The 24,272-nt window shown below is 31.9% G+C and carries 24 protein-coding genes; all 24 read right to left on the bottom strand.

The genetic code is table 11. The annotated features are described in order from the left end of the window. Nucleotides 1–249: 249 nt before the first annotated feature. Nucleotides 250–1,230, bottom strand: coding sequence for a beta-ribofuranosylaminobenzene 5'-phosphate synthase family protein (locus tag LJ207_RS02030; RefSeq protein ID WP_229343613.1), 981 nt, complete (start codon nucleotides 1,228–1,230; stop codon nucleotides 250–252). Nucleotides 1,231–1,234: 4 nt separating this feature from the next. After that, the gene (locus LJ207_RS02025) at nucleotides 1,235–1,786 is read right to left on the bottom strand and encodes a DUF447 domain-containing protein (RefSeq protein ID WP_229343611.1); all 552 of its coding nucleotides are present in this window, start codon (nucleotides 1,784–1,786) and stop codon (nucleotides 1,235–1,237) included. Then, on the bottom strand, nucleotides 1,776–3,173 hold the full coding sequence (locus tag LJ207_RS02020; protein ID WP_229343609.1) for a DUF6513 domain-containing protein: 1,398 nt from the start codon (nucleotides 3,171–3,173) through the stop codon (nucleotides 1,776–1,778). Before LJ207_RS02020 ends, LJ207_RS02025 begins: the two co-directional genes overlap by 11 nt. After that, nucleotides 3,140–4,432, bottom strand: coding sequence for a HisA/HisF-related TIM barrel protein (locus LJ207_RS02015; RefSeq protein ID WP_229343608.1), 1,293 nt, complete (start codon nucleotides 4,430–4,432; stop codon nucleotides 3,140–3,142). Before LJ207_RS02015 ends, LJ207_RS02020 begins: the two co-directional genes overlap by 34 nt. 5 nt (nucleotides 4,433–4,437) lie before the next feature. After that, nucleotides 4,438–6,036, bottom strand: a complete 1,599-nt coding sequence (locus LJ207_RS02010; RefSeq protein WP_229343606.1) for a sigma-54 interaction domain-containing protein — start codon at nucleotides 6,034–6,036, stop codon at nucleotides 4,438–4,440. Nucleotides 6,037–6,215: 179 nt separating this feature from the next. After that, nucleotides 6,216–6,887 (bottom strand): bifunctional metallophosphatase/5'-nucleotidase, encoded by a 672-nt coding sequence (locus LJ207_RS02005; protein WP_229343604.1) that lies wholly within the window; start codon nucleotides 6,885–6,887, stop codon nucleotides 6,216–6,218. A gap of 63 nt (nucleotides 6,888–6,950) precedes the next feature. Then, complete coding sequence (locus LJ207_RS02000) at nucleotides 6,951–7,880, bottom strand: bifunctional metallophosphatase/5'-nucleotidase (protein ID WP_229343602.1); 930 nt, start codon at nucleotides 7,878–7,880, stop codon at nucleotides 6,951–6,953. 111 nt (nucleotides 7,881–7,991) lie between these two features. Then, entirely contained in the window at nucleotides 7,992–9,176 is a 1,185-nt protein-coding gene (locus LJ207_RS01995; RefSeq protein ID WP_229343600.1) for an MFS transporter, read from the bottom strand. Between the two features lie 58 nt (nucleotides 9,177–9,234). Then, nucleotides 9,235–9,813 (bottom strand): class I SAM-dependent methyltransferase, encoded by a 579-nt coding sequence (locus LJ207_RS01990; protein WP_229343598.1) that lies wholly within the window; start codon nucleotides 9,811–9,813, stop codon nucleotides 9,235–9,237. Between the two features lie 162 nt (nucleotides 9,814–9,975). Continuing rightward, complete coding sequence (locus tag LJ207_RS01985) at nucleotides 9,976–10,434, bottom strand: PH domain-containing protein (RefSeq protein ID WP_229343597.1); 459 nt, start codon at nucleotides 10,432–10,434, stop codon at nucleotides 9,976–9,978. An 81-nt stretch (nucleotides 10,435–10,515) separates the two neighbouring features. After that, nucleotides 10,516–11,304 (bottom strand): fumarylacetoacetate hydrolase family protein, encoded by a 789-nt coding sequence (locus tag LJ207_RS01980; protein WP_229343595.1) that lies wholly within the window; start codon nucleotides 11,302–11,304, stop codon nucleotides 10,516–10,518. Nucleotides 11,305–11,320: 16 nt separating this feature from the next. After that, a complete protein-coding gene (locus tag LJ207_RS01975; RefSeq protein WP_229343593.1) occupies nucleotides 11,321–12,124 on the bottom strand; it encodes an inositol monophosphatase family protein in 804 nt (267 codons plus the stop codon). A gap of 108 nt (nucleotides 12,125–12,232) precedes the next feature. Further along, nucleotides 12,233–12,676: a GNAT family N-acetyltransferase gene (locus tag LJ207_RS01970; protein WP_229343592.1), complete on the bottom strand. Its 444-nt coding sequence runs from the start codon at nucleotides 12,674–12,676 to the stop codon at nucleotides 12,233–12,235. Nucleotides 12,677–12,813: 137 nt separating this feature from the next. After that, nucleotides 12,814–13,590 carry an SDR family NAD(P)-dependent oxidoreductase gene (locus LJ207_RS01965; protein WP_229343589.1) on the bottom strand — a complete coding sequence of 259 codons (777 nt, stop codon included), beginning with the start codon at nucleotides 13,588–13,590 and terminating at the stop codon, nucleotides 12,814–12,816. Nucleotides 13,591–13,610: 20 nt separating this feature from the next. Beyond that, complete coding sequence (locus LJ207_RS01960) at nucleotides 13,611–14,672, bottom strand: 2,3-butanediol dehydrogenase (protein WP_369414140.1); 1,062 nt, start codon at nucleotides 14,670–14,672, stop codon at nucleotides 13,611–13,613. 53 nt (nucleotides 14,673–14,725) lie between these two features. Beyond that, nucleotides 14,726–15,214 (bottom strand): VOC family protein, encoded by a 489-nt coding sequence (locus LJ207_RS01955; protein ID WP_229343585.1) that lies wholly within the window; start codon nucleotides 15,212–15,214, stop codon nucleotides 14,726–14,728. Between the two features lie 64 nt (nucleotides 15,215–15,278). After that, the gene (locus LJ207_RS01950) at nucleotides 15,279–16,469 is read right to left on the bottom strand and encodes a dihydrolipoamide acetyltransferase family protein (protein WP_229343583.1); all 1,191 of its coding nucleotides are present in this window, start codon (nucleotides 16,467–16,469) and stop codon (nucleotides 15,279–15,281) included. Beyond that, a complete protein-coding gene (locus tag LJ207_RS01945; protein ID WP_229343582.1) occupies nucleotides 16,469–17,179 on the bottom strand; it encodes a class I SAM-dependent methyltransferase in 711 nt (236 codons plus the stop codon). Before LJ207_RS01945 ends, LJ207_RS01950 begins: the two co-directional genes overlap by 1 nt. Further along, complete coding sequence (locus tag LJ207_RS01940) at nucleotides 17,180–18,196, bottom strand: ATP-NAD kinase family protein (protein WP_229343580.1); 1,017 nt, start codon at nucleotides 18,194–18,196, stop codon at nucleotides 17,180–17,182. A 1-nt stretch (nucleotide 18,197) separates the two neighbouring features. After that, nucleotides 18,198–19,172, bottom strand: a complete 975-nt coding sequence (locus LJ207_RS01935; protein WP_255666632.1) for an alpha-ketoacid dehydrogenase subunit beta — start codon at nucleotides 19,170–19,172, stop codon at nucleotides 18,198–18,200. Continuing rightward, nucleotides 19,172–20,158: a thiamine pyrophosphate-dependent dehydrogenase E1 component subunit alpha gene (locus LJ207_RS01930; RefSeq protein WP_305038479.1), complete on the bottom strand. Its 987-nt coding sequence runs from the start codon at nucleotides 20,156–20,158 to the stop codon at nucleotides 19,172–19,174. The genes LJ207_RS01935 and LJ207_RS01930 overlap by 1 nt, the downstream gene beginning before the upstream one ends. Nucleotides 20,159–20,591: 433 nt before the next feature. Then, nucleotides 20,592–22,556 carry a sigma-54-dependent Fis family transcriptional regulator gene (locus LJ207_RS01925; RefSeq protein WP_229343579.1) on the bottom strand — a complete coding sequence of 655 codons (1,965 nt, stop codon included), beginning with the start codon at nucleotides 22,554–22,556 and terminating at the stop codon, nucleotides 20,592–20,594. A gap of 203 nt (nucleotides 22,557–22,759) precedes the next feature. Continuing rightward, nucleotides 22,760–23,905, bottom strand: coding sequence for a cysteine desulfurase family protein (locus tag LJ207_RS01920; protein ID WP_229343577.1), 1,146 nt, complete (start codon nucleotides 23,903–23,905; stop codon nucleotides 22,760–22,762). 78 nt (nucleotides 23,906–23,983) lie between these two features. Beyond that, the gene (locus tag LJ207_RS01915; RefSeq protein WP_229343576.1) at nucleotides 23,984–24,256 is read right to left on the bottom strand and encodes a hypothetical protein; all 273 of its coding nucleotides are present in this window, start codon (nucleotides 24,254–24,256) and stop codon (nucleotides 23,984–23,986) included. Nucleotides 24,257–24,272: the final 16 nt, after the last annotated feature.

The raw sequence follows: 24,272 nt of genomic DNA, 5'->3' as shown, positions 1-24,272 counted from the left end.
TGATTCCAGATAAATAACCCCTTTATAAGGATATCTCAGCTGAAATCAACAAAAAATATTATGATTCTAAGTTGAAAACTAGTTAATTTTAACTCCACTTATATATAATGCATAAAGTGTTCCAATCAAAGCTAAAATCAAAATTTTTTTTAGGCCTGTTATTATAGTAAAGTTAAGCCCTTTATTATGTGAATATTTTTACTATTGCAAATAATTATTTTATTATGTTTAAAATTTATACACAGTGTATTATTTTTGAACTAAACTAATTTCAGCTCCACTATTAGCAGCCTTAGTTATATAAACATTTTTAATGATTGTAGAATATTCATTTTCTAATTTTCTTTTTATTTTAAGCAATTTTTCTTTATCTCCTGCTATCCCATAAAGACTTGGTCCCCAAGAACTTTGTCCTCTAGCCTGAATACCTTCTCTTTCCATTAAATCAATAAGCTCTTCTGAACAAGGACTGCTGTATTTACCTCCCTGGATATGAGCAAAATAATTAGCGACATTATCTTCTATTATGTTAAGGTGTTTGGCAAATTTGCTTAAATTATTTTCTGCTAGAGCTGGCAGCATTCCAAGTACAAGGTGATGACAGTTTTCTGCACTTTTTTTAAGCTGCATTTTTTCTATGTTATTAAATATTTTTATTTCTTTTTTTCCGGCAACTTTATCACTGGCCTCATTTAATATTATAATTATAAAATGCCAGTTTTCCGGTATTTCTTCTCTCAATAATATTGGCGGTAAATAATTATCATTCTTTTTTTGAGAAGTAGGTCGGCCACCATCAACAATAAATCCCCCCTGATAAAAAGCCCCAAAACCAATAGCTGAACGGCTGTGTTTTCTGTTTACCAAATTAGCAGCTCTTTTTTCTTTTAAATTTAAATCATATAAGTGATTAACTGCCTCAGCTATAGAAAGTCCGATTTGAGTTCCTGAGCCTAGCCCACAGTGAGCAGGCAAAAGTTTTTCAACATTAATTTTTATAGCTGCATCTTCTGCTAGTAGATTTTCTTTTTTTAAACTGCGCAAAAAATCTTCGGCAATATTTTTAATATTATTATGCCCCTCTACTTCGAGCTTAGTGCTTTTTTCGAAATAGATTAAAGTGTAAGGTTCTTTTACACCTACCCCTGAGCCACCATATATTCTACCTAAATCACCATTCAAATCAAGCTGTCCGAAATGAATTCTTGCTGGAGTTTTTATTTTTAGCAATTATTTATTCCTCCTGCCTTTGTAAATATTCTTTTAAAAAAAGATAACTTTCTTTAGACTTGTGATCACCTGTTTTGAAAATAATTTCTCTATTTTCTGCCAAATAATTTTTTAAATCTTTTACTTTTTTAGTTATTCCAATTCTTGAAGCTATTACTGCTGCTTCAAGAAGAAGGTTATCTGCCCTATTAAAACCTATAAAATTACTAATATTATTTTGGGCAGTTATTTTAGCATTTATTTTATATTTTTCACCCAGATCAGAAATAGCTGAAAGTTGAAACTCATAATAATTACAGCAATCTTTTAAATAATAATTGCCTAAAGCTGTTTCTTTAACTGCAAAGCTTGCTTCAGAAAGAGCTGCTAAAACAAGGTAATAACTCCTATCAACAATATTTACAACTCCTCTTTTTGTAGCCAAGATATTTTCAGCTGTTATAGTGTTTTTATAAGGATAAAATACTAGCTTATCTTTAATGAACTGAACTCCAATTGCAGAAAAATTTAGTTCATTTTTATTATTTAAACTGGTCATTACTGTTTCAATTATCATTATTTTCTCCCTCAAATTTTTGATTTAAATAACCCCAATTAAGCTCATCTTCCTGGCGATAATTTTTGGCAAGTTTAAGAGCAGTATAAGCTTTTTGCAGTTCTTTACCTAAATAAAAAGCATGTGAATGTTCATTAACATCTGATAAACTGTTAAAAAGCTGATTTATATTTTGCCCTTTATAATATTCTTCCGAGTTAAAAATATTTATATTCTGACCGTCATTTAAAATTCTATAATTTTTATCTTTTATCGATTCTGCCAGTTCTGTAATTTCTTCCGGGCTGTAATTAAGATCTTTTCTGTCTTTTAAATTTAACAGTAACTCTGAAATATTATTGGGCAAGCTGTTATTTTGGGCAGCATAGGAAATAATTTTTAAAGCTAGGTCTAGTTCTTTTACTGCTCCCCTGGTTTTAAATGAGGCTTCGGTAGTTAATAAAAAATCAATATTTAACTCCACTGCCAAAGCAGCAGTTATAAAATTAAGTCCAACACTATCACAGTCACTTAATTCTATTAAATTACCTACCCCCATCATTATTGATTGATTAATATTTATTTCTTTAACTAGCTTTAAATATCTAAACAGTGAATCACTAAAACCAAAATTAACCGGATCTAAGATTGGATCAACAATATAGTTTTTACAGCCTCTTTTTTCAAGCTCTTCTATATTGGCAAATAAAGATTTTAAAGAATCTTTATCTGGATCGGGAATCACAACCGGAGTAAACGAATTTTCCCCGTTAATTAAAGAAATATTGTGGCTGTTAATACTTAATAAGTAATCAATTCCTGCCTTATCTGCTCTTTTTATCTCTTCTGAATTAAAACTATCAATACTTAAAGTGAATCCTTTTTCTTTTAAGATATTAATTGTTTTTTCTAAATGGGGAAACTCCCTTCCATTTACACAACCTAAATCAATTATATCAGCTCCAGATTTTTTATAATATTCTGCTTTTTTAACTATTTCTGAAATCGGCAGCAGAGCAGCTGCATTTATTTCAGCCAATATTTTATTTTTTCTTTTTTCTGCTTCTAAATTAACTTTAATTTTCTTCTTGCCTAAAAACTCTGGAAGATCCATTATCTCATCTGGACCCTGGCGAAATTTAAGCTTTTTATTATTAAAACATGCTTCTAATTTACTTATTTCTGCTTGTGATCTACCAGGTATTATAATCTCTAATTTACCGGCACTTTCTAAAAAATCACCCTTATATTTTTTTAGCTTTTTACAGATAAAGCTGCTGTCCATTAATGCTGCAACAGTAATCGGCAGTTTAACGATCTGATAATCATATTTTAAATCAAGTTTTTTTAAGGTGTTATTAAGGGCTGGGTAAGCTAATTTACCTGTAATAAATAATTTTTCAACCATTGCTCCACCTCTTCTGGATATGAGATAAGATCTAGATTCTTGATAGATTTTAACTTTTTAGTATTTTTAATATCTATTTCCCTTGGGTAAACATCTACCATTTTATTAGGCGCAGCTGAAACAAGTTCTTCTTCAGTATCAGTAGCTAATAAAAGTATTGGCACCTTAGATTTAGCTGCATGAGCTAAAAAATTACTTACAAGTGAATCAGAAATTCCATGAACAACTTTTGCCACTGTATTTGAGGTTGTTGGTGAACTCACCAAAAGGTCATAATGACCCTTATAAAGTCTGCCCATTATTGGAGCACTAGCAGCACTATCTTTGTGGATTTCTGAGCCAAGTTCTTCTAATCTATTATACAATTTATATATTTTCAAAACCTCAAAACCAGCTTTAGAAAGATAGATATCTATCTCTAAATTTTCAAATTTACTTTTAAGCCTTTCTATTTGTTCAATTGATTCTTCTAAAAAATGTCCTGCCCCTGTAATACACCAAGCAATTTTATATAATACTTTATCATTTTCTATTAATTCTACTTCTTTTCTACCTAATGAGCCATTATGAAAAGCAGTTGCAATCAAAACTCCAGCAAAAGAAAGCCTTTTTAAGGGTTTAATATCTCTGTAATCTCTCACTCCACCCCCGGTAATAAATTCAAGTTCTGGAAAGGAGTTCTTTAAATCTTTAATATATGCTGCAATACCTTTTCTTGTTCCCACTGCAGCTATATCAAGAATAATAAATTTATTAAAACCATAGCCTTTAATTTCTTCAATTATCTGATTAGTTTTTTTCTTCTCCCACTGCTTAAGATTATGCATTAATTGACCAGCCTTTAAATCAATACTAACAATTATTTTTTCACTGTAACTGCTGAATTTTTTCAAATATTTAAGATCAGTTAAGCTTTCAGTGGCAATTATATAATAATCCAAAAAATCATCCAAATAATTTTGAGCATTTTTATAATCAACTAAAGCTGCATCCAGCATTATTTCCAATTCGGGAAGTTCTTGTTTGATCTTTTTTATTTTATCTATATTATTCTCATTCTTTTTCATTATTGCATCTAAATCTGCAATATATAATTTTTTAATAGCTAATTTATTATAGAATGCTTCAGCAACAGCCAGGGGGCTCTTATCATTATCAGCAACTATTCTGCTTTCTATAGCTTGATAATTTTCTCTATCTCCAGCTTTACCCTGAACTACAATTCCATCTTTTATATCTAAAACTGCAACTGCCTCCAAATAAATCACTCCCTATATTTTATATTATATTTTTTTAATTTATTATATAGTGTTGCCCTGCTGACACCTAGTATATCAGCTGCTTCAGATATATTATTTGCTGCAGCTTTTAGAGAATTTTTTATAGCCTCTTTTTCTGCTTCTTCTATGGTTAAGATCTCTTTAGAATCATCATATATGCTTTTGTTTTCCTTAATCTCTTTGGGCAAATGTTCTGCTTTAATAACTTTATCATCCATAGCAAAAGTAATTATTCCTTCTATTACATTTTCTAATTCTCTAACATTACCAGGCCAATCATAATTAATAAAATATTTTTTGCTTTCTGCAGATATTTCTTTATTGGGAATTCCAAATTTATGACAGTGTTTTTTGATAAAGTTTTTAACTAATAAGATTACATCATTTTTGCGTTCTTTTAAATTTGGTAAAGGAATTCTGATTACATTGAGCCGGTAATATAGATCTTCTCTAAAATTACCTTTTTTCACTTCTTCTATAAGTTTTTTCTTGGTTGCTGTAATAATTCTAACATCAATATTTATTGCATGATTACCACCAATCCTGGTTACCTCACGCTCTTGAATAACCCTTAATAAGTTTTGCTGAGCAGAGAGAGTCATTTCTCCAATCTCATCTAAAAAAATCGTCCCACCATTTGCTAGTTCAAATTTCCCTGGTCTTCCTCCTCTTCTTGCTCCGGTAAATGCTCCTTCTTCATAACCAAAAAATTCGCTTTCTACTAAATCTTTTGGAACTGCCCCTACATTAATCGCAACAAAAGGACTATTTTTGCGGTGATTAAAATTATGAATCGCCTGGGCAAACATTTCTTTACCTGTACCACTCTCTCCCATTAACATAACAGTTGAATCATTTCTCGCAGCAATTTTAGCAACTTCTTTAGCTTTTTTCATTTTTTTAGAATTTGTAATAATATCATCAAAAAAATAGCGAGCTTTAGAACCTGTTTTAGGATTAGAACTATCTGTTTGTTCTTCTATTAAATCTTTGGCAGGGATCTTATCAGTTAAGGCAAAAGCAAATAATTTTATAATTAACCTCATTAAATCTATCTCAATTTTTTTACTAAAAAAAACAGCAATAGTCCCCTTTAAAGCTCCATTTTCATCTAATAGAGGATAAGCAGCTGAATTATAGTCAATCAAAAATTTTTTGTAATGTTCTTTATCTTTAACATAAGATTCTTTTTTTGAAAATAAAGTTAAACCAACTGCAGTTGTACCAAGATAAAATTCACTGTAGTTTTCCCCGGCAGCTAAAGTTAAATAATTATCTAAATAATTTTTCGAACTAAGAATATACCCTTCTTTATCAGTAATAATAAATGCAGCAGCAAGCTCGGTAATTAATTCTCTAAATTCTGAAAATAAGAGATCGAAATTTTCTGCAATTTTTTTGTTTTCTTTGATCCTGTTTCTTATTTCACTTTTATTTAAGATTTTATCACTTGAAAACTGTTCTGTTTTAATACCATAATTACCACTTCTGGCCCATGATTTTTGAATTGCTTTTCTAGCCGGAGTATAATTTCTTTTTATATTTGTCAGAAGAGCATTAAAATCGGAATTTTGGTTACTCATAAGAAACTCCCCTTTTTACTATACTAACTATATATTTCTACAAATAATATTTTAATCCTGCTTCAAATTTAATCTCTACTCAAGATAAAAAAGACACAACCTAAGCCGCATCAATATAGATACATTTCAGCTTAGATGGTGTCTTTATTTATGAATTTATAAATTTGAAATTCTATTAATTAATCTCTTAAAACAACTATTCTTCCTTCTACTGATGGGAAAAGAGGGGATTTATCCTGAATATATTGGATAAACATCTGTTGATCTGTGTTTTCAAACAATTTTAGCTGTTCTGATTCTCCCATAACTTGATAATCATCTCCACCAGCTGCTAAAAACTCATTGGTGGCTACTACATAGTGACGGCTAAGGTTGATTTCTTCTCCATCAACTAATACTTTTTCTACTCTGTTATAGGCCTCATTAGCTGGGTTAAAATAAAATCTGAGTCCACTGACCTGCAAAAAGCCACCTGCTACTTCGGGATATTCATGTAGTCCATGTTCTAAAGTATCCCAAATTTGCTGACCGGACATAAGTAAAGTAACTACTTCATTATTAAAAGCAAGAATAGCCATAGCATCCTCAAGTGTTATCTCACCAAGATCTGCTGAGTCTCTAATTCCTCCACCATTATAAAGGGCTATATCAGCTTTGGTGTTTTCTCTTAGCATATCAGTAATTAGATTACCTAAATTTGTTTCTTGAGTTCTTACGTGCTGCCTTTCTCCATTAAGACTGATCCCTGTCTCACCAATAACAGTATCTAAGCCTTGAGCAAATACAGACAGACTAAAAAAAGATAAAACAAATAAAGTCAACACAGCAATAGTTAATAATTTTTTTTTCATTGATTGATCCCTCCATTGTTTTTTATATTTAAGGATCTATTAAATCCTTAAAATCAAGTTATTTTAAAGACCAAGCATTATTGCAGTTAACCGCTCACCAAATTCATCCAATAAAGCTTCGATCTCTGGATCTGGCTGATAGTTATCTTTAACCTCTGCAGCAGAAAGAACTGAAGCTTCAATTTCTTTACTTGCTTCATTTAAAGTAATTTCCACTCTCCCTAAATACTTAGTATATTCATTGGCCTGAACTATCATTGTGTCTGCAACCTTTTCCCCTGAAGTTAAAAGATCATGGCTGTGGCCATCTACTATAAGGTCTATACCAGAAACTGACTCAGCAATTTCGGTCGTTCCTCTTAATCCGATATGAGTTAAAGCAATTATAAAATCAGCATTTTCCTCATTTATTAAAAGATCCACATATCTCTGTGAAGTTTCAACAGTATCAGCAAAATCTATCCCTTTTACATTATCTGGATGAGTTGTACTATAGGTATCTGAAGTTGCTAGTGCAAAAATTGCAACTCTATACCCAGCTAGTTCTTTAATAAGATAGGGGTCAAATAAAAGTTCTTCTTCTTTGATTACATTTGCTGCTATAAGATCAAATTCCATCATCTCTTCTAATTCCAACAACCTTTGATAACCAAAATTAAAATCATGATTGCCTGGAACCATAGCAGTATAACCCACTTCATTCATTAATTTGACTGTACTTTCTCCTTCAAGTTGGTCTGTAATAGGTCTACCATGGATAGTATCACCAGCATCTAAAATTAAAACATTATCATAATTAGAGTGATAATCTTTAAATACTGAAGAAAGATAAGGCATTCCCATTATACCATCATCATCAACAATTCGACCATGGATATCATTTGTATGGAGAACAATTAATTTATTATCTTGAGCTATTATTAAAGTACTTGTCACTAAAAGCAATATCACCACTAATATACTAATTATAAAGATCTTTTTTTTGAACTGCATATATACCTCCCTTTTAGCTTTTCCCTTATCAAAAATCATCGATCTTTCCATAATATATATAAAGTTCAAGATAATTTAGTATATTCCTCTATAAATTACAATTTTTTAATTTTATTGTGGATTAAATTGACCAGACAAAGTTAATTTTTTTAAATAAATTGTTATAATAAATAATATTATCAAAAGCAAAATCAAAAAAATAAAACCTGTACGGATACCCAAAAAATCATTTATAAAACCAACTACCCAATTTGATAAAACAGCTGCTCCAATCGTACCGGCTGTTTGGGCAAAGCCAACAACTTTAATTCCACTTGCACCAAAACTATCTAAGATTGCCGCTTGACTGGTAGGCACCTGTACAGCAATAAAAATACCAGAAATAGATAAAAGAAAGGTCAAAGGAGTACCAAAAACTAAGGCTAATAAAATTGATAAGGCTGTCAAAACCTGGGTGTAAAGCAGAAAATTATAATAACCAATTTTTTCTACTATTAAACTAGCTAGTAGTCTTCCCACAGTAAAAGTTATAAAAAATAATGATAGAAAAAAACTGATTACTAATTCTGACCTTCCCTGCACATCTTTTAAATATGGAGCCAGCCAGGTAACTATTGATATTTCTACCCCAACTTGAACAAAAACAACTACACAAAATAAAATAACTACCTTATCTTTAAGTAATTCTGCTGTTTTAAGAACAGAGCTGCTTTTTGAAGCTCTTGTTTCTGGTAATTTAGAATTTTTAAATTCTAAAAATACTATTGTGATAAATATTATTGAGAATAAAAAACTATGTGACCAACCAAAGCCCCAGCTAATTAATAAGGTTACAAAATAAGGTGCAATAATTCCTCCTAAACCATAAAACAAGTGGAGTAAATTTATCATTTTACCCCTTTGATTAGAATAACCAAGAGAAATTATTGTAACCGAAACTATATTTAATAAAGTTAAACCTAAACTGACAAAAAAGAAAGAAATAAGTAAATAATAATAACCCGGAGAAATATGTACCGCGAAAAGAGAAAGAGCTGTATGAATCAAACCATAAACTAAAACTTTTAGCAAACCAAATTTTTCAATTAATTTTCCACTAAAGAAAAAAACAAGGATCGGCCCAATTGATAAAAAAGAAAATAAAAATCCAAGCTGACTGTAGCTAAGTCCAAAATCATCGATGATTAATGGACCGATCTGTCCTCTTAAATTATTTACTATTCCAATTGTAAGCATCATAGAAAATGCCAAGATCATTAATCTTCTTTTATTATTATAGCTATCTGCTTTATTCATTTATGACTACAACTCCTAATTATTTTCAAGATCAAAGAATAGATATTTATAATCTAAGTTAAAGCTTTTCTGCTGTAATCAAATAATTTTTTTCGTCAATTTCTTCTATTTTGATATTTTTAAGCTGCTTATTTTCTAATATATTTTTAAGTTCATCTCGACCTATGCGGTGATTTTTAGGTGGGCCTTCATCCATATTATTTTTTGTCCATTCAACTATTAAGATCTTAGAATCAGTTTTTAAAAATTTTAAATAATTATCTAGAAAAGACTCTTTGTCATCTATTTCATGAATCAAATAAGAAAAAAGCATAAAATCTACTTTTTCTGCCAATTCTGCTCTGTTTTCACTACTTTTGATTAAAGTGATATTTTTTTCAACAGCTGCTGAGCTAGCCCTTTTGTTTAGATCTCTTAACATTATCTTCTCAACATCTACCGCAAATACTTGACCACTTTCTTTTACTATTTTAGCAGCTGGTATAGCAAAAAAACCATTCCCTGCTCCTATATCTGCTATTTTATCTCCTTCTTTTAAACCATGTTTTAGCAATAACTGCATAGGCTTTAATCTTGCTTTTCTTTCCTTGTTAAATAATTTATCCTTTTTAATTGGGTCAAATCTATGTTTAGCCATCTCAAGATACCTCCCTAGTTAATAAAATACTATTTTCTATTTTATATTATCAAAAACAAATAAGAAGTTAATAAGCTAACATTTTAGCCACAATTTTATATTTGCATAAGTTAGACCGCTCTATTTTAAATAGAACGGTCTTAAAATATATTATTCAGATTTTTAATCATTTAAATTGTTTAAAAGACTTTCCTTCCAGACATGCATATTATCAATTTCCCAGGCTGCTGAATCAGTATTCCCGTTTTCACCATTAAATTCTATCTTTAAAAGAGGCTTATTTTTATTTCTACCCAAAAATGATTCAACCTCTTCTATTTTTTTGATGTTTTCCAGAGGAATAACCAATTCTTCTTTAGGCATCCATCTGACAAAATGTAATTCATCAGAAGTTAATAATAATGAACCGTTTTTTACTATTTTGCTTTTGCCGGTTGATTCTCTACCTAAATAATCAACCTCTTTGGAAAAATATATTATCCGATCTTTATGATAATTTCTAAATAGTTCTTCTGCCCTTTTGCTTTTTAGTTTATTTAAGTTATTTTTTATAAGAAAATAAAGGACAACTAAGAGAACAGGGACTAACAAAGTCATTGTTTGTTGATTAAAAAATTGCATAAATACCTCCCCGAAGAGTTTATTAAAAAATGATAATTTAAGTTAATTGATAATATCAATTAAAATAAATCAGATAATATTTTATTTTTCTTTGCTAACTTTATTTTTTAAAGCACCAATTCCTTCAATTTCTATTACTATCTCATCTCCCTCTCTTAAAAAAACAGGCTCTTTTCTGGCAAAGCCAACACCTTCAGGTGTTCCAGTCAGTACAACAGTACCAGCTTTAAGAGTCATATTTTTTGATAGATAACTTAGAATTTCCTCTACACTAAATATCATATCAGCAGTGTTAGAATCCTGCATTACCTTACCATTTAGAATTGATCTTATTTTTAAATTATTTGGCTTTAATTCAGTTTCAATCCAGGGCCCTATAGGACAGAAAGTATCAAATGATTTAGCTCTGGCCCACTGTTTATCAATTCTCTTCTGACAGTCTCTTGCACTAATATCATTCGCACAACAATAACCAAGTATATAGTCTTTTGCCTTCTCAATTTCAATATCCTTACAATCTTCAGCAATAATAAAAGCCAACTCCGCCTCATAATCTACCTCATCCGGAGCATTTTTAGGTAAAATAATATTGCTATCTCTTCCAATAACACTATTTGTAGCCTTTAAAAAAATGACAGGTTTATCAGGAATCTCAGAAGCACTTTCAGCAGCATGCTTTCTGTAGTTGAGTCCAATTGCTATGATATTTGGCGGATCAATCGGAGCTCTAACTTCTATTTCACTTAAGCTCTTAACTTTCTTTCCGAGTGAAAAATCCCCAAAAATATCACCTTGAAGCTCATGAATAATATCATCTTTTAAAATCCCATATTCAAGTTCATTATTTGTTTGGTATCTTATTATTTTCATAACTCAACTCCCAATTTTAGAGATAAGATTCATTTTCCAATTGATATAATTCAGAAATAATAGATTTAACGATCTCCACAAGTTTTCTATTAGCAACTATAATTAAGGGAGCAGCTTTAACTTGTGCTTCAAAAACAGTACCACCAGCTTCTTTAATAATTATTTTTGCTGCTGCAATATCCCATTCTGCTAATTTAAACTCCCAAAACAGATCTGTTCTACCACAGGCAACTGAAATCAGATCAAAAGCAGCACTACCAGAACGACGAACTCCTCTAGAATTTTTAACAATTTTGCTAAAAGGAAGTAAATTATCAAGCTCAGAATCTTTTTTATCATAGGGGAAACCAGTGGAAACGGTTGCCTGTTCTAATTCTTTTTTTTCTGCCACTTTAATAACTTCAGAACCCCTAAAAGCTCCCTTGTTTTTTATGGCAGAATAAATTTCATCCTGCTCAGGCAAATATATAACCCCCATTACTATTTGATCTTTAAATTTAAGTGCAATTGAAATTCCATAAATAGGATATCCCATCGAATAATTATTAGATCCATCTAGGGGATCAATTATCCAGGTGTAATCACTTGCTTTTTTTCTGTCACCCTGCTCCTCACCAATAATATTATGTTCAGGATACTCTTTTTCTATATTATTTTTAATCATATTTTCACTTAAAATATCAACCTCTGTTACTAAATCTGCACTACTGCTCTTTGTCGTAGTTTCAAAATCACTTTCTTTAAATCTTTCTCTTTGAATCTGACCTACTTCTAAAGCCCATTTTTTAGCCAATGAAGACGCTTTATTTAAGTCTAACAAAGTATCTACCTCCCAGCATTTCAATAAGAGCAATTTTATTTTATCAGATAGAATTATTTATTACAATTTATATCAAAAATTAATTTATTTTTTTGATCCAGTATTTAGCTAATACTTATATAACATTTCATAATGTGGAATATCATCTTCTAAATATTCTTCTGAAACTCTTTTAAATCCCAGCTCTTGATAAAACTCAAGCAAATATTTTTGGGCAGAAATTCTTATAGAATTACTTTTAAAGTTTTCTTTGATATACTCTACTGCTTTTTTCATCATTTCTGAAGCCAATCCCTGACGTCTATATTCTTTTTTTACCAAAACTCTGCCTATTGAAGGCTCAGAATAGGAAATACCAGCTGGTATAATTCTTAAATAAGCTGTAATTGTATCCCCATCCTGATAAAAAAGATGATGAGAATCAAAATCTTTGCCATCACAATCTGCATAAGGACAATTTTGTTCTACTACAAAGACATTTATTCTAGCTTGAATAATTTTATATAATTCATAAGTGCTGAGTTCTTGAAATTCTTTAATATTAACTTCCATTAGATAGCTCCTTTACTAAATATTTTTTTCAAGTATAAAGTCTAATTTTCTGAATAAAACAGAAAAAACTTAACCCCTTATCAGATAATTAAATAAGAGGTTAAGTTTGATAATAATTTTTATTATACTTTATTATACTATAAAGTCATACCACCATCAACTGCTACTGCCTGACCGGTTACATGAGGAGCAGTGGCGAAATAAACTGCAAGTCCTCCCATATCTTCTGGAGTTTGAGCTACACCCTGAGGAATTAGGCTTTCTTGATTACGCTGCCAGGATTCTTCCATAGATTCTTTTTCGCCTTTCCATTTATTGGCGAGACCTTTATCTCCATACCACATCTGGGTTCCAATAATACCTGGACAGATAGCATTTACTGTAATTTTAGTTTTAGCTAATTCTTTAGCCAAAGCATTAGTAAAACCAACTACTGCAAACTTTGAAGCACTATAATGAGCTAAATCAGGAAATCCCTGTTTACCGGCAATAGAGGCTACATTAATAATTCTTCCCCAATTTTGTTCTTTCATATGAGGAATTTCAGCTTTGGAACAGAGAAAAACACCTTTGGCATTTACATCAAGTACATGATCCCAATCTTCTTCACTTAATTCTTCAACTGATTTAATAGAAATTACTCCCGCATTATTAACTGCAATATCCAGACTACCCAATTCTTTAATTGTTTTATTAACCATGGATTTAACCTGTTCCCACTTAGTAACATCAACTTTTACTGCAATTGCTTTTCTTCCCATTTTCTTTATATCTTCAGCAACTTTTTTTGCATTATCTAGATCGATATCAGCTATGGCAATATTACAACCAGCTTCTGCCAATTTCTTTGCGATCCCTTCTCCAAGACCCCTCCCACCACCAGTTACCAGAGCAACTTTTCCATCCAATTTCATTTCTTATTCCTCCTTTGGATTTAAGACGGTGTAACAATAATTTTAACATGTTTATCTTTATGAGCCATTAATTCTTCAAAACCTTTGTCAACTAAATCATCTAATTTAATTTCTTCAGTAATCATTTTAGATGCTTTAATTCTACCATCTTGGATCATTGAAATAACTGCCGGGAAAACTCCTTCAGAATAAGCAATTGTACCTTTAATTTCTTTTTCAGTTAAAACTAAATTATTTAAATTGAACTCTACAGCTTCTTCCCAAATACTAGTTACAACTATTCTACCTCTTCTTGCTGTTGCAGCAACAACTGTTTCAAAACCAGCCTGGACTCCTGTTGTTTCAAAGCCTACATCTACACCCTTATCATCTGTTAATTTATTTACTTCTTCTAACACATCAACTTCATTTGGATCAAGTACATAATCTGCCCCAAATTCTAAAGCAAATTTTTTGCGAGCTTCTGCAATTTCAACTGAAATAACCTCTTGAGCACCAGCTGCTTTTAATGATAGGATTGTGGAAAGTCCTATAGGTCCTGCCCCGGTAACTATAGCTGTCTCACCTTGTAGGAATTTTGCTCTTCTTAAAGAGTGAACTGCTACAGCTATGGGTTCAATTAAAGCACCTTCTTTGGTACTTACTCCCTCAGGGAGTTTATGCACAAATTTAGCATCAAAAGTAGTATATTCAGCTAATCCACCTCCACCACCGGCTAAGCCGTGGAAGCCAAGTTTTTCACAGATGTTATAATAACCTTTTTTGCAATTAGGACATTCACCACAGGCAACTATTGGTTCTAATGTTACTTTATCACCTATATTTAAATGATCTACATCATCTGATTTTTCTACAACTTCTCCTGCAAATTCGTGTCCCATAATAATTGGCGCTTCCTTTTTAGTTAAAGGATGTTTTGCACCTTTAGGTATAAAAATTGGACCTACCATAAATTCGTGTAAGTCAGAACCACAGATTCCACACCACTCTACCTTTATTTTAACCTGTCCAGCCTCTATTTTGGGTATCTCTACATCTTCTATTCTTATGTCTTTGGGTCCATACCAAAGAGCAGCTTTCATTGTTTTTGCCATATTTATTCCCCCTGAATAAAATTAAATAATAATTTTGTTTTCTAGTCGGGATACACTTCGACAGGTTCAGGCCATTCAAAATCTTCTTCCGGTCCATATAACTCAACTATACATTTTAGATCATCCTGAGTTTTGCGATAATCATAGTGGAAGTTTTTACCCCAATAACCATATTGAAGTTGTTCAATATCCTTCTCTTCGCAAAACTCAAGTGCATCCTCATAAGACTTAGTATCAAGAGCAACATGATGAATTCCTTCCCCATGCTCTTTTAAAAATTTTGCATAATCACTTATTTCATCAACTGGCTCAATTAATTCCCACTGAACACCACCAATATCAGTGACTGCTAGTTTCATCCGATAGTCCTGTCTTTTACCATCAACTTTCATATCTGCCACAGTATCTTTGTTGAAATCATAAACAACCCAGGGACCAATTCCGTATTTATCTGCATATGTCTTCATTGTTGATTCTAAGTCCTTTACAACTACTCCTACCTGCAGTACATCTTTAAATACAGCTTCCATTCAATTTCACCCCTGTAAGTTAAATATTTTTTGCCCTGGAATACTGATTCCAAAAAAGTCTAATTTAGAAGCATAGATAAGGATTTTCTATATATTCAGCAAAGGTCTGCATAAATTTAGCGGCAGTAGCTCCATCAATCGATCTATGATCTACCCCAAGAGTAAAGTTAATAACTCTTTTCTCGTTTAGATCATCAAAACTATCAAAATATAGTTTTTCTTTTATGGTTCCTACAGCTAAAATTGCTGATTGAGGCGGATTTAAAATAGCAGTAAATTCATCTATACCAAACATGCCAAGATTAGTAATTGTAAATGTTCCTCCCTGCATTTCATCAGGAGTTAATTTATTTTCTTTGGTTCTCTTAATTAAATCTTTACTTTTAGCAGCTAATTCTTCAACTCTATATTGTTCTGCATTTTTAACTACTGGAACCAGCAGTCCTGCCTCAACAGCTACTGCTATACCAATATTAATATCTTCAGCTACTTCAAATTCTCCTTCTCCAACCTCAACAGTATTTATGGTTTTGCTGTCTTTAATAGCCTTTGCAGTAACAAAGGTAATTACATCATTTAAAGAAACTTCTCTTCCTTTAGCTTTTAAAGATTCTTTAAAACAAATTAATGCATCTACATCTATTTCTTTTCTTAAATATATATGAGGTGATCTCCAGCTTTCACTTAGCCTTTCCGCAATAATTTTACGCATTGAAGAAGATTGCTTTTTCTTAGTAGTTTTAGCAGCTTCTTTTTTATCTTCTCCACTATCTTTTTCACCTGCCAAATATTCTTCTACATCAGAAACTGATAATCTGCTTTTAGCTAATGCTGCTGCAACTTCTTCTAAACTTATGTCATTATCAGATGCAACTTTCCTTGCTTTTGGAGCAGCCATTACTTTGATGTCAGATGAAGTTTCTTTCTTTTCTTTTTTAACCTTTTTTTCTTCACTAACTTCTTTTTTTTGAGGTTCTGCTTGAGAAAGTTCTTCTTTACTTTCTGCTGCACCACCTTCATAGCCAACTAAATTGGCAACAGGAGTTTTAACTGCTACTGTTTCTCCTTCTTCAACTAATATTTCTAATATCTCACCACTTTGATTTGCTTCTACTTCATTGGTCAATTTTTCAGTTTCTACTGCAAAGATTATATCTCCTTCTTCAAAACTATCGCCTTCTTTTACATACCATTCAATTAATGTACCCTCTTCCATTGTTAAACCTAATTTTGGCATTAATAATTGATTCGCCATCAATTTCCCTCCTCTTTTACAACACTTGCAACTAACAGTGCTCCCCTTTTGGGATAACGTGCTTTAAACTCACTTTCTAAGTTTTTAAACCACTCAAAGTCCTCTTTTTCTTTAAAATAGGGTGGAACAAAAAGTGTTGATTCAATTTTAACCTGAGCAAATTTTTCTAATATTGCTTTTAATTCTTCCCAACTGTAAAAAGTTGCTTCAGAAAAAATACTATCTTTTTCCATAGTCTCTGCAATTCTCTTATAGGCCCAGGTGCTCTTTGAATTTAAGACACCAATCACATATTTACCACCTGGTTTTAAAACCCTCCACATTTCAGTTAATACGGCTTCTAATTCTTCTCCAGCTTCAAAAAATTCTATCATTGAATTAGAATAAACTATATCAAAATAATTATCTGGATAAGGGATTTCTTCTGTCACATCCCCCTGAATGAAATTAATATCTAGATCTTTTTCTTGAGCAATTTTTCTAGCAGCAGTTAACATGCCTTCTGTAATATCTAATCCCACTGTTTCTTCTGCATCAACTGCAAATTTCCGTAAAAAAAAGCCAGTTCCACAGCCAAGCTCAATAATCTTCTTTCCTGAACAATCTCCTATATGTTTGGCAAGACACTGATATTCATTTTCACCAACATAACTTCCTCTAGGAGTTTTATACCAATCTGCATATTTCTCTGCTAATTGATCTAGATCCAATTATTTCACCTCCAGCATCTTCTTGCTATCAGCCAGTTCTAAAGCGGCTTTATAATCTAAAAATCTGGCAGGAGCATAAGTTAACTGCATTTTTAGCTTTTCATCCTTTTTAACAACTACTTCTCTTTCTCCATCAAGAGCAATTATTCTTTTTTTCTTGGGAAGCTCAATAACTTCTTCCTGTTTTATCTTTTTCCAATCTTTAATTGGAATAGTTTTGATAACACCTGGAGCAATTGCGGCTTTAACCTTATGTTCAGAATCACCTATTCTAATAAAGGCTCCACCATTATCAAGTACTCCAACATCTGTTAAACGACCTGCAATTGAAACCATCCCAATATCATAGGAAGTACTTCTGGTAACAAGTATTTCTTCTAATAATTCTACATGCCAGAGTGCTTTACTCCCAATATATGATTCATTAACTACTACAGCATCTATTAGTGCTATATCTACAATTTCGCCATCTTTAATTATATAAATACATTTTATTGGCTGGGTTACTTTTTCTCTTTCTTCAGGAGTAAATTTAGTATATAAACCAGCTGCAAGTCCCAGCATAGTACTTTCTGCCATAATAGGAAAAACATTATTTGTTCCTGTGGATAGTGATAGTACTGCTGTATTTTTTAAGGCTTTGACTACAACCCTATTTGTACCATCTCCACCTAATACAATAATAACATCTACTCCCTTTTCTTCCATTAAACAGGCAGCATTAAAAGAATCTTCAGCTGAGCCGGTTATTGTCATATTCATAATATCTACATCAATTTTAAAATTTTTCTTTTCTTCACCCCAAAGACCATTTAGAGCAGAATTTCCTATTCCAAATGAGTCAGGCATGATATAGACTTTATCTAAATCAAGATTATTTAGAGCCAGCAGTATACGTCTTACTATATTTACCTTTTCAACATTATCAAATACTGAACCATGTGCTACCAACCTCCGGATATCTCTCCCGGAGGCTGGATTAGCAATGATTCCAACTGAATTAATATTTTCAGTCACATTACAACATCTCTTTCACAGCAGTTACAATATCATCTGGATTTGGTAGATAAGCTTGCTCTAGTACACTGCTAAATGGAACTGGTGCATCTGGTGCACAGACTCTTTTTATTGGCTGCTCTAAATAGAATAAGCCTTCTTCTGCAACTACTGCAGAGATTTCTGAAGCAAAAGAACCTCTTTTAGTTTCTTCTGAAACTATTAGTAATTTACCAGTTTTTTCAACTGATTTTAAGAGTGTTTCTTTATCAAATGGCACTAATGTTCTTGGATCAATTACTTCTACACTTATTCCTTCTTCTGCTAATTTTTCAGCTGCTTCCAGAGAATGACTAACTTCTATACCTGTAGCGATTATTGTTAGATCACTACCTTCTCTTTTAACTTCTGCAACTCCAAATGGTACTACATAATCTTCATCTTCTGGAACATCTCCGACATGATTATATAGTATTTTGTGTTCAAAAAACATAACTGGATTATCATCACGTATTGCTGTTTTCAAGAGTCCTTTAGCATCAGCCGCATTAGATGGATAAACTACTTTTAAACCAGGAATATGAGTAAACCAGGCTTCTGTTCTTTCAGAGTGTTGAGCAGCTGCTCCAATACCTGCTCCATTAGGAACTCTTAAAACCATTGGTACTTTAGCCTGACCACCTGTCATATAACACATTTTAGCAGCCTGGTTGAAGATTTCATCCATTGGTACTCCCAAAAAGCCTGCAAACATAATTTCTGCAATAGGACGACTTCCTGTCATTGCTGCCCCTACTGCACTTCCGATAATCGCGGTTTCTGTAATAGGTGTATCTCTAACTCGATCTTGACCAAATCTTTCTACAAGATCACCTGTAACCCCAAAACAGCCCCCAAAAATACCTACATCTTCACCCATAATAAATACTGAGCTATCTTTTTCCATTTCTTCGGCCATTGCTTCTCTTAAGGCTTCAGCATAACTTAATTTTTTCATTATTCAGCACCCCCATAATAAACATCTGTTGTAACTTCTGATGGATCTGGCTCAGGGCTTTCCTGGGCAAACTGGAGTGCTTCTTCTACTCTGCCCTTAACTTCATTGCGAAGTTCTTTATAGCCTTCATCATCTAGAATTTCTTGATCTTTAAGAATTTTAACAAATCTATCAATAGGATCTTTTTCTTTCCAGCGCTCAACTTCTTCATCTGATCTATAAACTGTTGGATCTCCTTCGAAGTGTCCGCGGTGACGATAAGTTTTACATTCAATTAAGCTTGGACCGCCCCCACTTCTTGCCTTTTTAACTGCTTCTACAACAGCTTCATTAACAGCCATAACATCATTACCATCAACTGTAACACCAGAAATACCATATGCTACTGCCCGATCAGATACATCCTGGATATTTTGTCCTTTTCTGTGATCATTAGTATATTGAGGCATTGAAATACCATAAAGGTTATTTTCACAAACAAAAACTACAGGTAGATCCCATACAGAAGCCATATTTATTGCTTCATGGAAGGTACCTCTGTTTGATGCTCCATCACCAAAGAAACATATAGTAACAGAATCTTTATCTAATATTTGAGCACTTATTCCTGAACCAGCAGCTATTGGTAAACCAGCACCAACAATACCATTTGCTCCAAGAATTCCAAGACTAACATCTGCAATATGCATTGAGCCACCCTTACCTTTATTATAACCAGTGGCTTTACCAAAGATCTCTGCCATCATTTTCTTGAGGTCTCCACCTCTAGCTAATAGGTGACCATGTCCACGGTGAGTACTAGTTATAAAATCATCTTCTTTAAGAGCACTACAGGCACCAACAGCAACTGCTTCTTCACCTAAATAAAGATGCACGAAACCCGGAATTTCCCCTTCTGCAAAATGCTTCTGAACCTTGGTCTCAAATTCACGAATCACTAACATGTCCTCTAATAATTTGACCAATTCTTCTTTACTTTCCTTCAATTTGACCCCTCCCTTAATAAAGTTAATAGAGTGAACTTAAAGTAAGTTTCACCTCCTTAAAAATTAATTGTTGAAACAAAATAAGAAAATTTTAAACTTTTCACACTATTTAAGATGCATAAATCATACCATAATAAAAAAATAACGAAAATAAAGTTCAGAAGAGACTATTAAATCCTATTATGACAGGGCTTATTAAGTGTAAATATTTTTTAAGAAATAATTTTTTAAATTAATTATTTTGTGAATTAATTATTTTATGTTTTAAAATAAAACATAAAAAGCTTAAAAAAAATGATTAATTATTGAAATGACAGGCTTCACGGAAGGCTATGTTCTATTATGAGACATGAATGGGGTGTGTTCTAAAATAAAACAAGTGTTTATTTTCACTAATTTAAAATCTCTTAATTAGATATTATAGATTTGTTAATTAAATTTTTATATTAAACTCATCAGCTTTTCTGTAAAATGTAGAGCGACTCACTCCAAGTATTTTTGCAGCTTCTGTAATTGTTTTAGTTTGAGTTAAACTGTGTTTTAACATTAGTCTTTCCATATCTTTTAATTTCACCAAAGGAATCTGGCTGGGATCAAAATTATCAAGCTCAGCTTGTTCATTGTCTTTTAGTTCTTGAGGAAGTTGTTCAACCCTAATCAAACCATCTTCAGATAAAAGAGCAGCTCTTTCAATAACATTTTGTAATTCTCTTACATTACCAGGCCAATTATAGCCTTCTAGTAAATCAATTACCCTTTTTTCTACTCCATGAATATTTTTATTACTTCTCTGATTTAAAATAAAAATAAAATGCTCTACTAATTTTTCTATATCTTTTTTTCTCTTTCTTAAAGGTGGCATTTCCAATTTCACTGTATTTAATCTAAAAAATAAATCTTTACGAAAATTCCCCTTTGCTACCTCTGCTTCTAAATCCTTATTTGTAGAAGCTAAAATTCTTACATCAACTGCTATCGGTTCTAAACCACCAATCCTATTGATTTCTTTTTCCTGAAGAACCCTCAAAAGACTTGCCTGCATATTAAGGGGCATCTCTCCTATCTCATCTAAAAGTAGTGTTCCACCTGAAGCTAGCTCAAATTTACCAGGTCTTCCTTTTTCTCTAGCACCAGTAAAACTTCCTCCTTCATAACCAAATAATTCACTTTCTAATAGGCTTTGAGGAATAGCTGCACAGTTGATACTCAAAAACACCCTTTTGCTGCGGCTGCTGTTATTATGGATAGCTTGAGCAACCATTTCTTTTCCAGTTCCACTTTCACCTTCAATCAATATTGCAGCATCACTATTGCTGATCATTTTAGCTGTATCTAAAACTTTTTTTAAGCCAGGGTCTTTACCAATAATATCTTCAAAAGAAAATCTTGCTTCACTACCAGACATTCTGTTAACAATTTTTTTCACTGTTTTCATTTTCCTCAGTATTATAATAAAGCCATCTGCAACTCCACCATGGCCTAACATCATTCTAGCAGAAGCATTAAAATATAGTTTCTCTTCGTTTTTATGGATATAAATGTCTTCATCAGTAAAAACTTTGTGTTCAGCCAGCATCTTTTCTACCACTTTTTGTTCTCCTAATATATCTCTGACATCTTTGTCATTTGCTTTTTTTCTATCAATACCGAACATTCTTGAAGCAGCCTGATTAATAAATATAACACTGCCGAATTTATTGATAGATATTAATCCTTCAGACATCGAATTAAATACAGCATTAGAAAATTTGTTTGTTTTTCTCAATTCTTTATTTTTTTCGGTTATTGATAACTGATTTTCAATTGACTTAGCTGCTGCGACTACCATACCAAGAGTATGAGGATGTGCCTGATCATAAGGGCCAGACATATCTAAGATTCCAATTAAATCTCCTTGAGGATTATGAATAGGAGCAGCTGAACAAGTCCAGGCATGATGTTCTTTGCAGTAATGTTCAGAGCCAATAACTTGCAATGGCTTATCAATTTTTATAATTGTTCCAATAGCATTTGTACCAACTTTTTCTTCTGACCAATAAGAACCAGGACTAAATTTTAATTTTTCTGCATTGCTCAAAGTTTCTTTATCACCTGTGGCTTCCATAATCATACCTTTTTGATCAGTTAAAACAACCACAAAACCTGAACTTTTTACTATTTCAGCTAATTCCTCCATAAAGGGTTGAGCAATTTTTATCAAATCTTGATTGGCCTTCCTAATCCTCTGCAAAGTTTTATCAGAGATATGAGCCCCTTTACCACTATAAGGATTTACCCTATACTCTTTACATCTTTTCCATGATTCTATAATTACATCACGTAAATTGTTTCCAATTAGAATATCTTCTTCTACAAAATTTTGCCAAGTTTTTTTAACTTCTTTAATATCCATGTTCATTATTTCTTCCCCTCTTTAAATAAAGTCTTATTGTCTAAATTTTCTATATTTTAATATTATCATAATTAAGTTAATTATTCTAGAGTAAATCTATAAGAAAAAATCCCCTTTACCCCAAACAGATTTAAATATTTTGATCTGTTTAGCAGCAGGGGAAGATAAACTTATACTATATTATTTATCGATAAATATATTAACTTAAATTAATTTTGAGTTAATGCTTTGAGTCTATTTAGAACTGTTTCGATTTCTGTTTTATCTGTATATTTTCCCAGTGAAAACCTAATTGCTCCTGCACCTTCTTTTTCATTTAAACCCATTGCTTTTAGAACCGAAGAAATTTCAACTCTATCTGAGTGGCAGGCTGATCCAGCCGAAACAGCAATTCCTTCTAAATGATTTAAAATATGAGCTGAGTTATAATCTAAAAAACTAAGATTTGAAGTGTTGACGAGCCTATTTTGAGGATGACCATTTATTTTTATTTTTTCTCCAAAAAAATCTTTTAATTCTTTTTCAAAATAATCTCTGAGATTTTTTAATTCTTGAGGAGATTTCAAATGATCATCTCTATTTTTATTTTTAAATAATTCTGAAGCTTTTTCACAAGCCTCAGCTAATCCGGCAGCAAAAATAAGATTTTCTGTTCCTGCTCTTCTGCCATTTTCATGAGCTGCACCATGGATCAATGCTTCAATCTCCAGCCCCTCTTTTAAATAAAGTACTCCAATTCCTTTGGGAGCATATAACTTGTGGCCGGCAAGGGAGAGCATATCTATACCCAATTTTTTAACATCAACTCTTATTTTACCAACTGACTGAGCTGCATCAGTATGAAATAAAAGATCTTTTTTAGCAGCAATTTTAGCAATCTCTTCTATTGGTTGAATACTTCCTACTTCATTATTAGCATGCATCACAGATATTAAAATTGTATCATCTCTAATTGCCTTTTTTAATGAATCTATTTTAACTACACCATATTTATCAACCGGAAGGTAGGTAATTTCATAAGAGTTATCAGCCAAAAATTCACAGGGTTCAATCACAGCAGGATGCTCAATTTCTGTTGTAATAATATGTTTACCCTTGTTTTGATAGCTATAGGCAGTTCCTTTAATTGCCATGTTATTAGACTCACTTCCTCCAGAAGTAAAAATTATCTCTTCAGGAGAAGCATTTAAAAACTCTGCTATCTTAGCTCTAGCACTTTCTAAAGTATTTTTGGCTTTAATTCCTAGCTGATGAGTGCTGGAAGGATTGCCGAAATTATTTTCCATTTCTTTTTTCATAACTTCTTTTACATCTTCATCAAGTGGGGTAGTTGCATTGTAATCTAAATAAATCATCTTTAACCTCCTAAATTTTAAAATCTTAGATCAAATCAAAAAAAAGACAGTCTAAATGACTGTCTTAAATTTAAATTTTCAATTATTGTTTTCCTCTTTTTTTTCTTTGACAGCTTTGTTTAAAGATTTTTTCAAAGTCTTCATAATATCTTCTTCACTATCTACACCCATCACAATAATATCAGGAGTGCTGCCAAAAAAGTAATTAAATATCTCGAAAATTACAAGTCCTACTAATAGCACAAGTAAAGCATATTCGATTCCTAATTTTATATAGCTTATACTAAAAGCAAAAGCAGTTAGAAACCCTAAAGCATAAGATAATTGATTTTTGTGTTGAGCAATAAACATTGAGAGAAGATCTTTT

The organism is Halanaerobium polyolivorans (assembly GCF_020711195.1).
Taxonomy (GTDB): Bacteria; Bacillota; Halanaerobiia; order Halanaerobiales; family Halanaerobiaceae; genus Halanaerobium; species Halanaerobium polyolivorans.
Note: the sequence above shows the minus strand (reverse complement) of the source record. Positions and strands in the feature narration are given on the sequence as shown.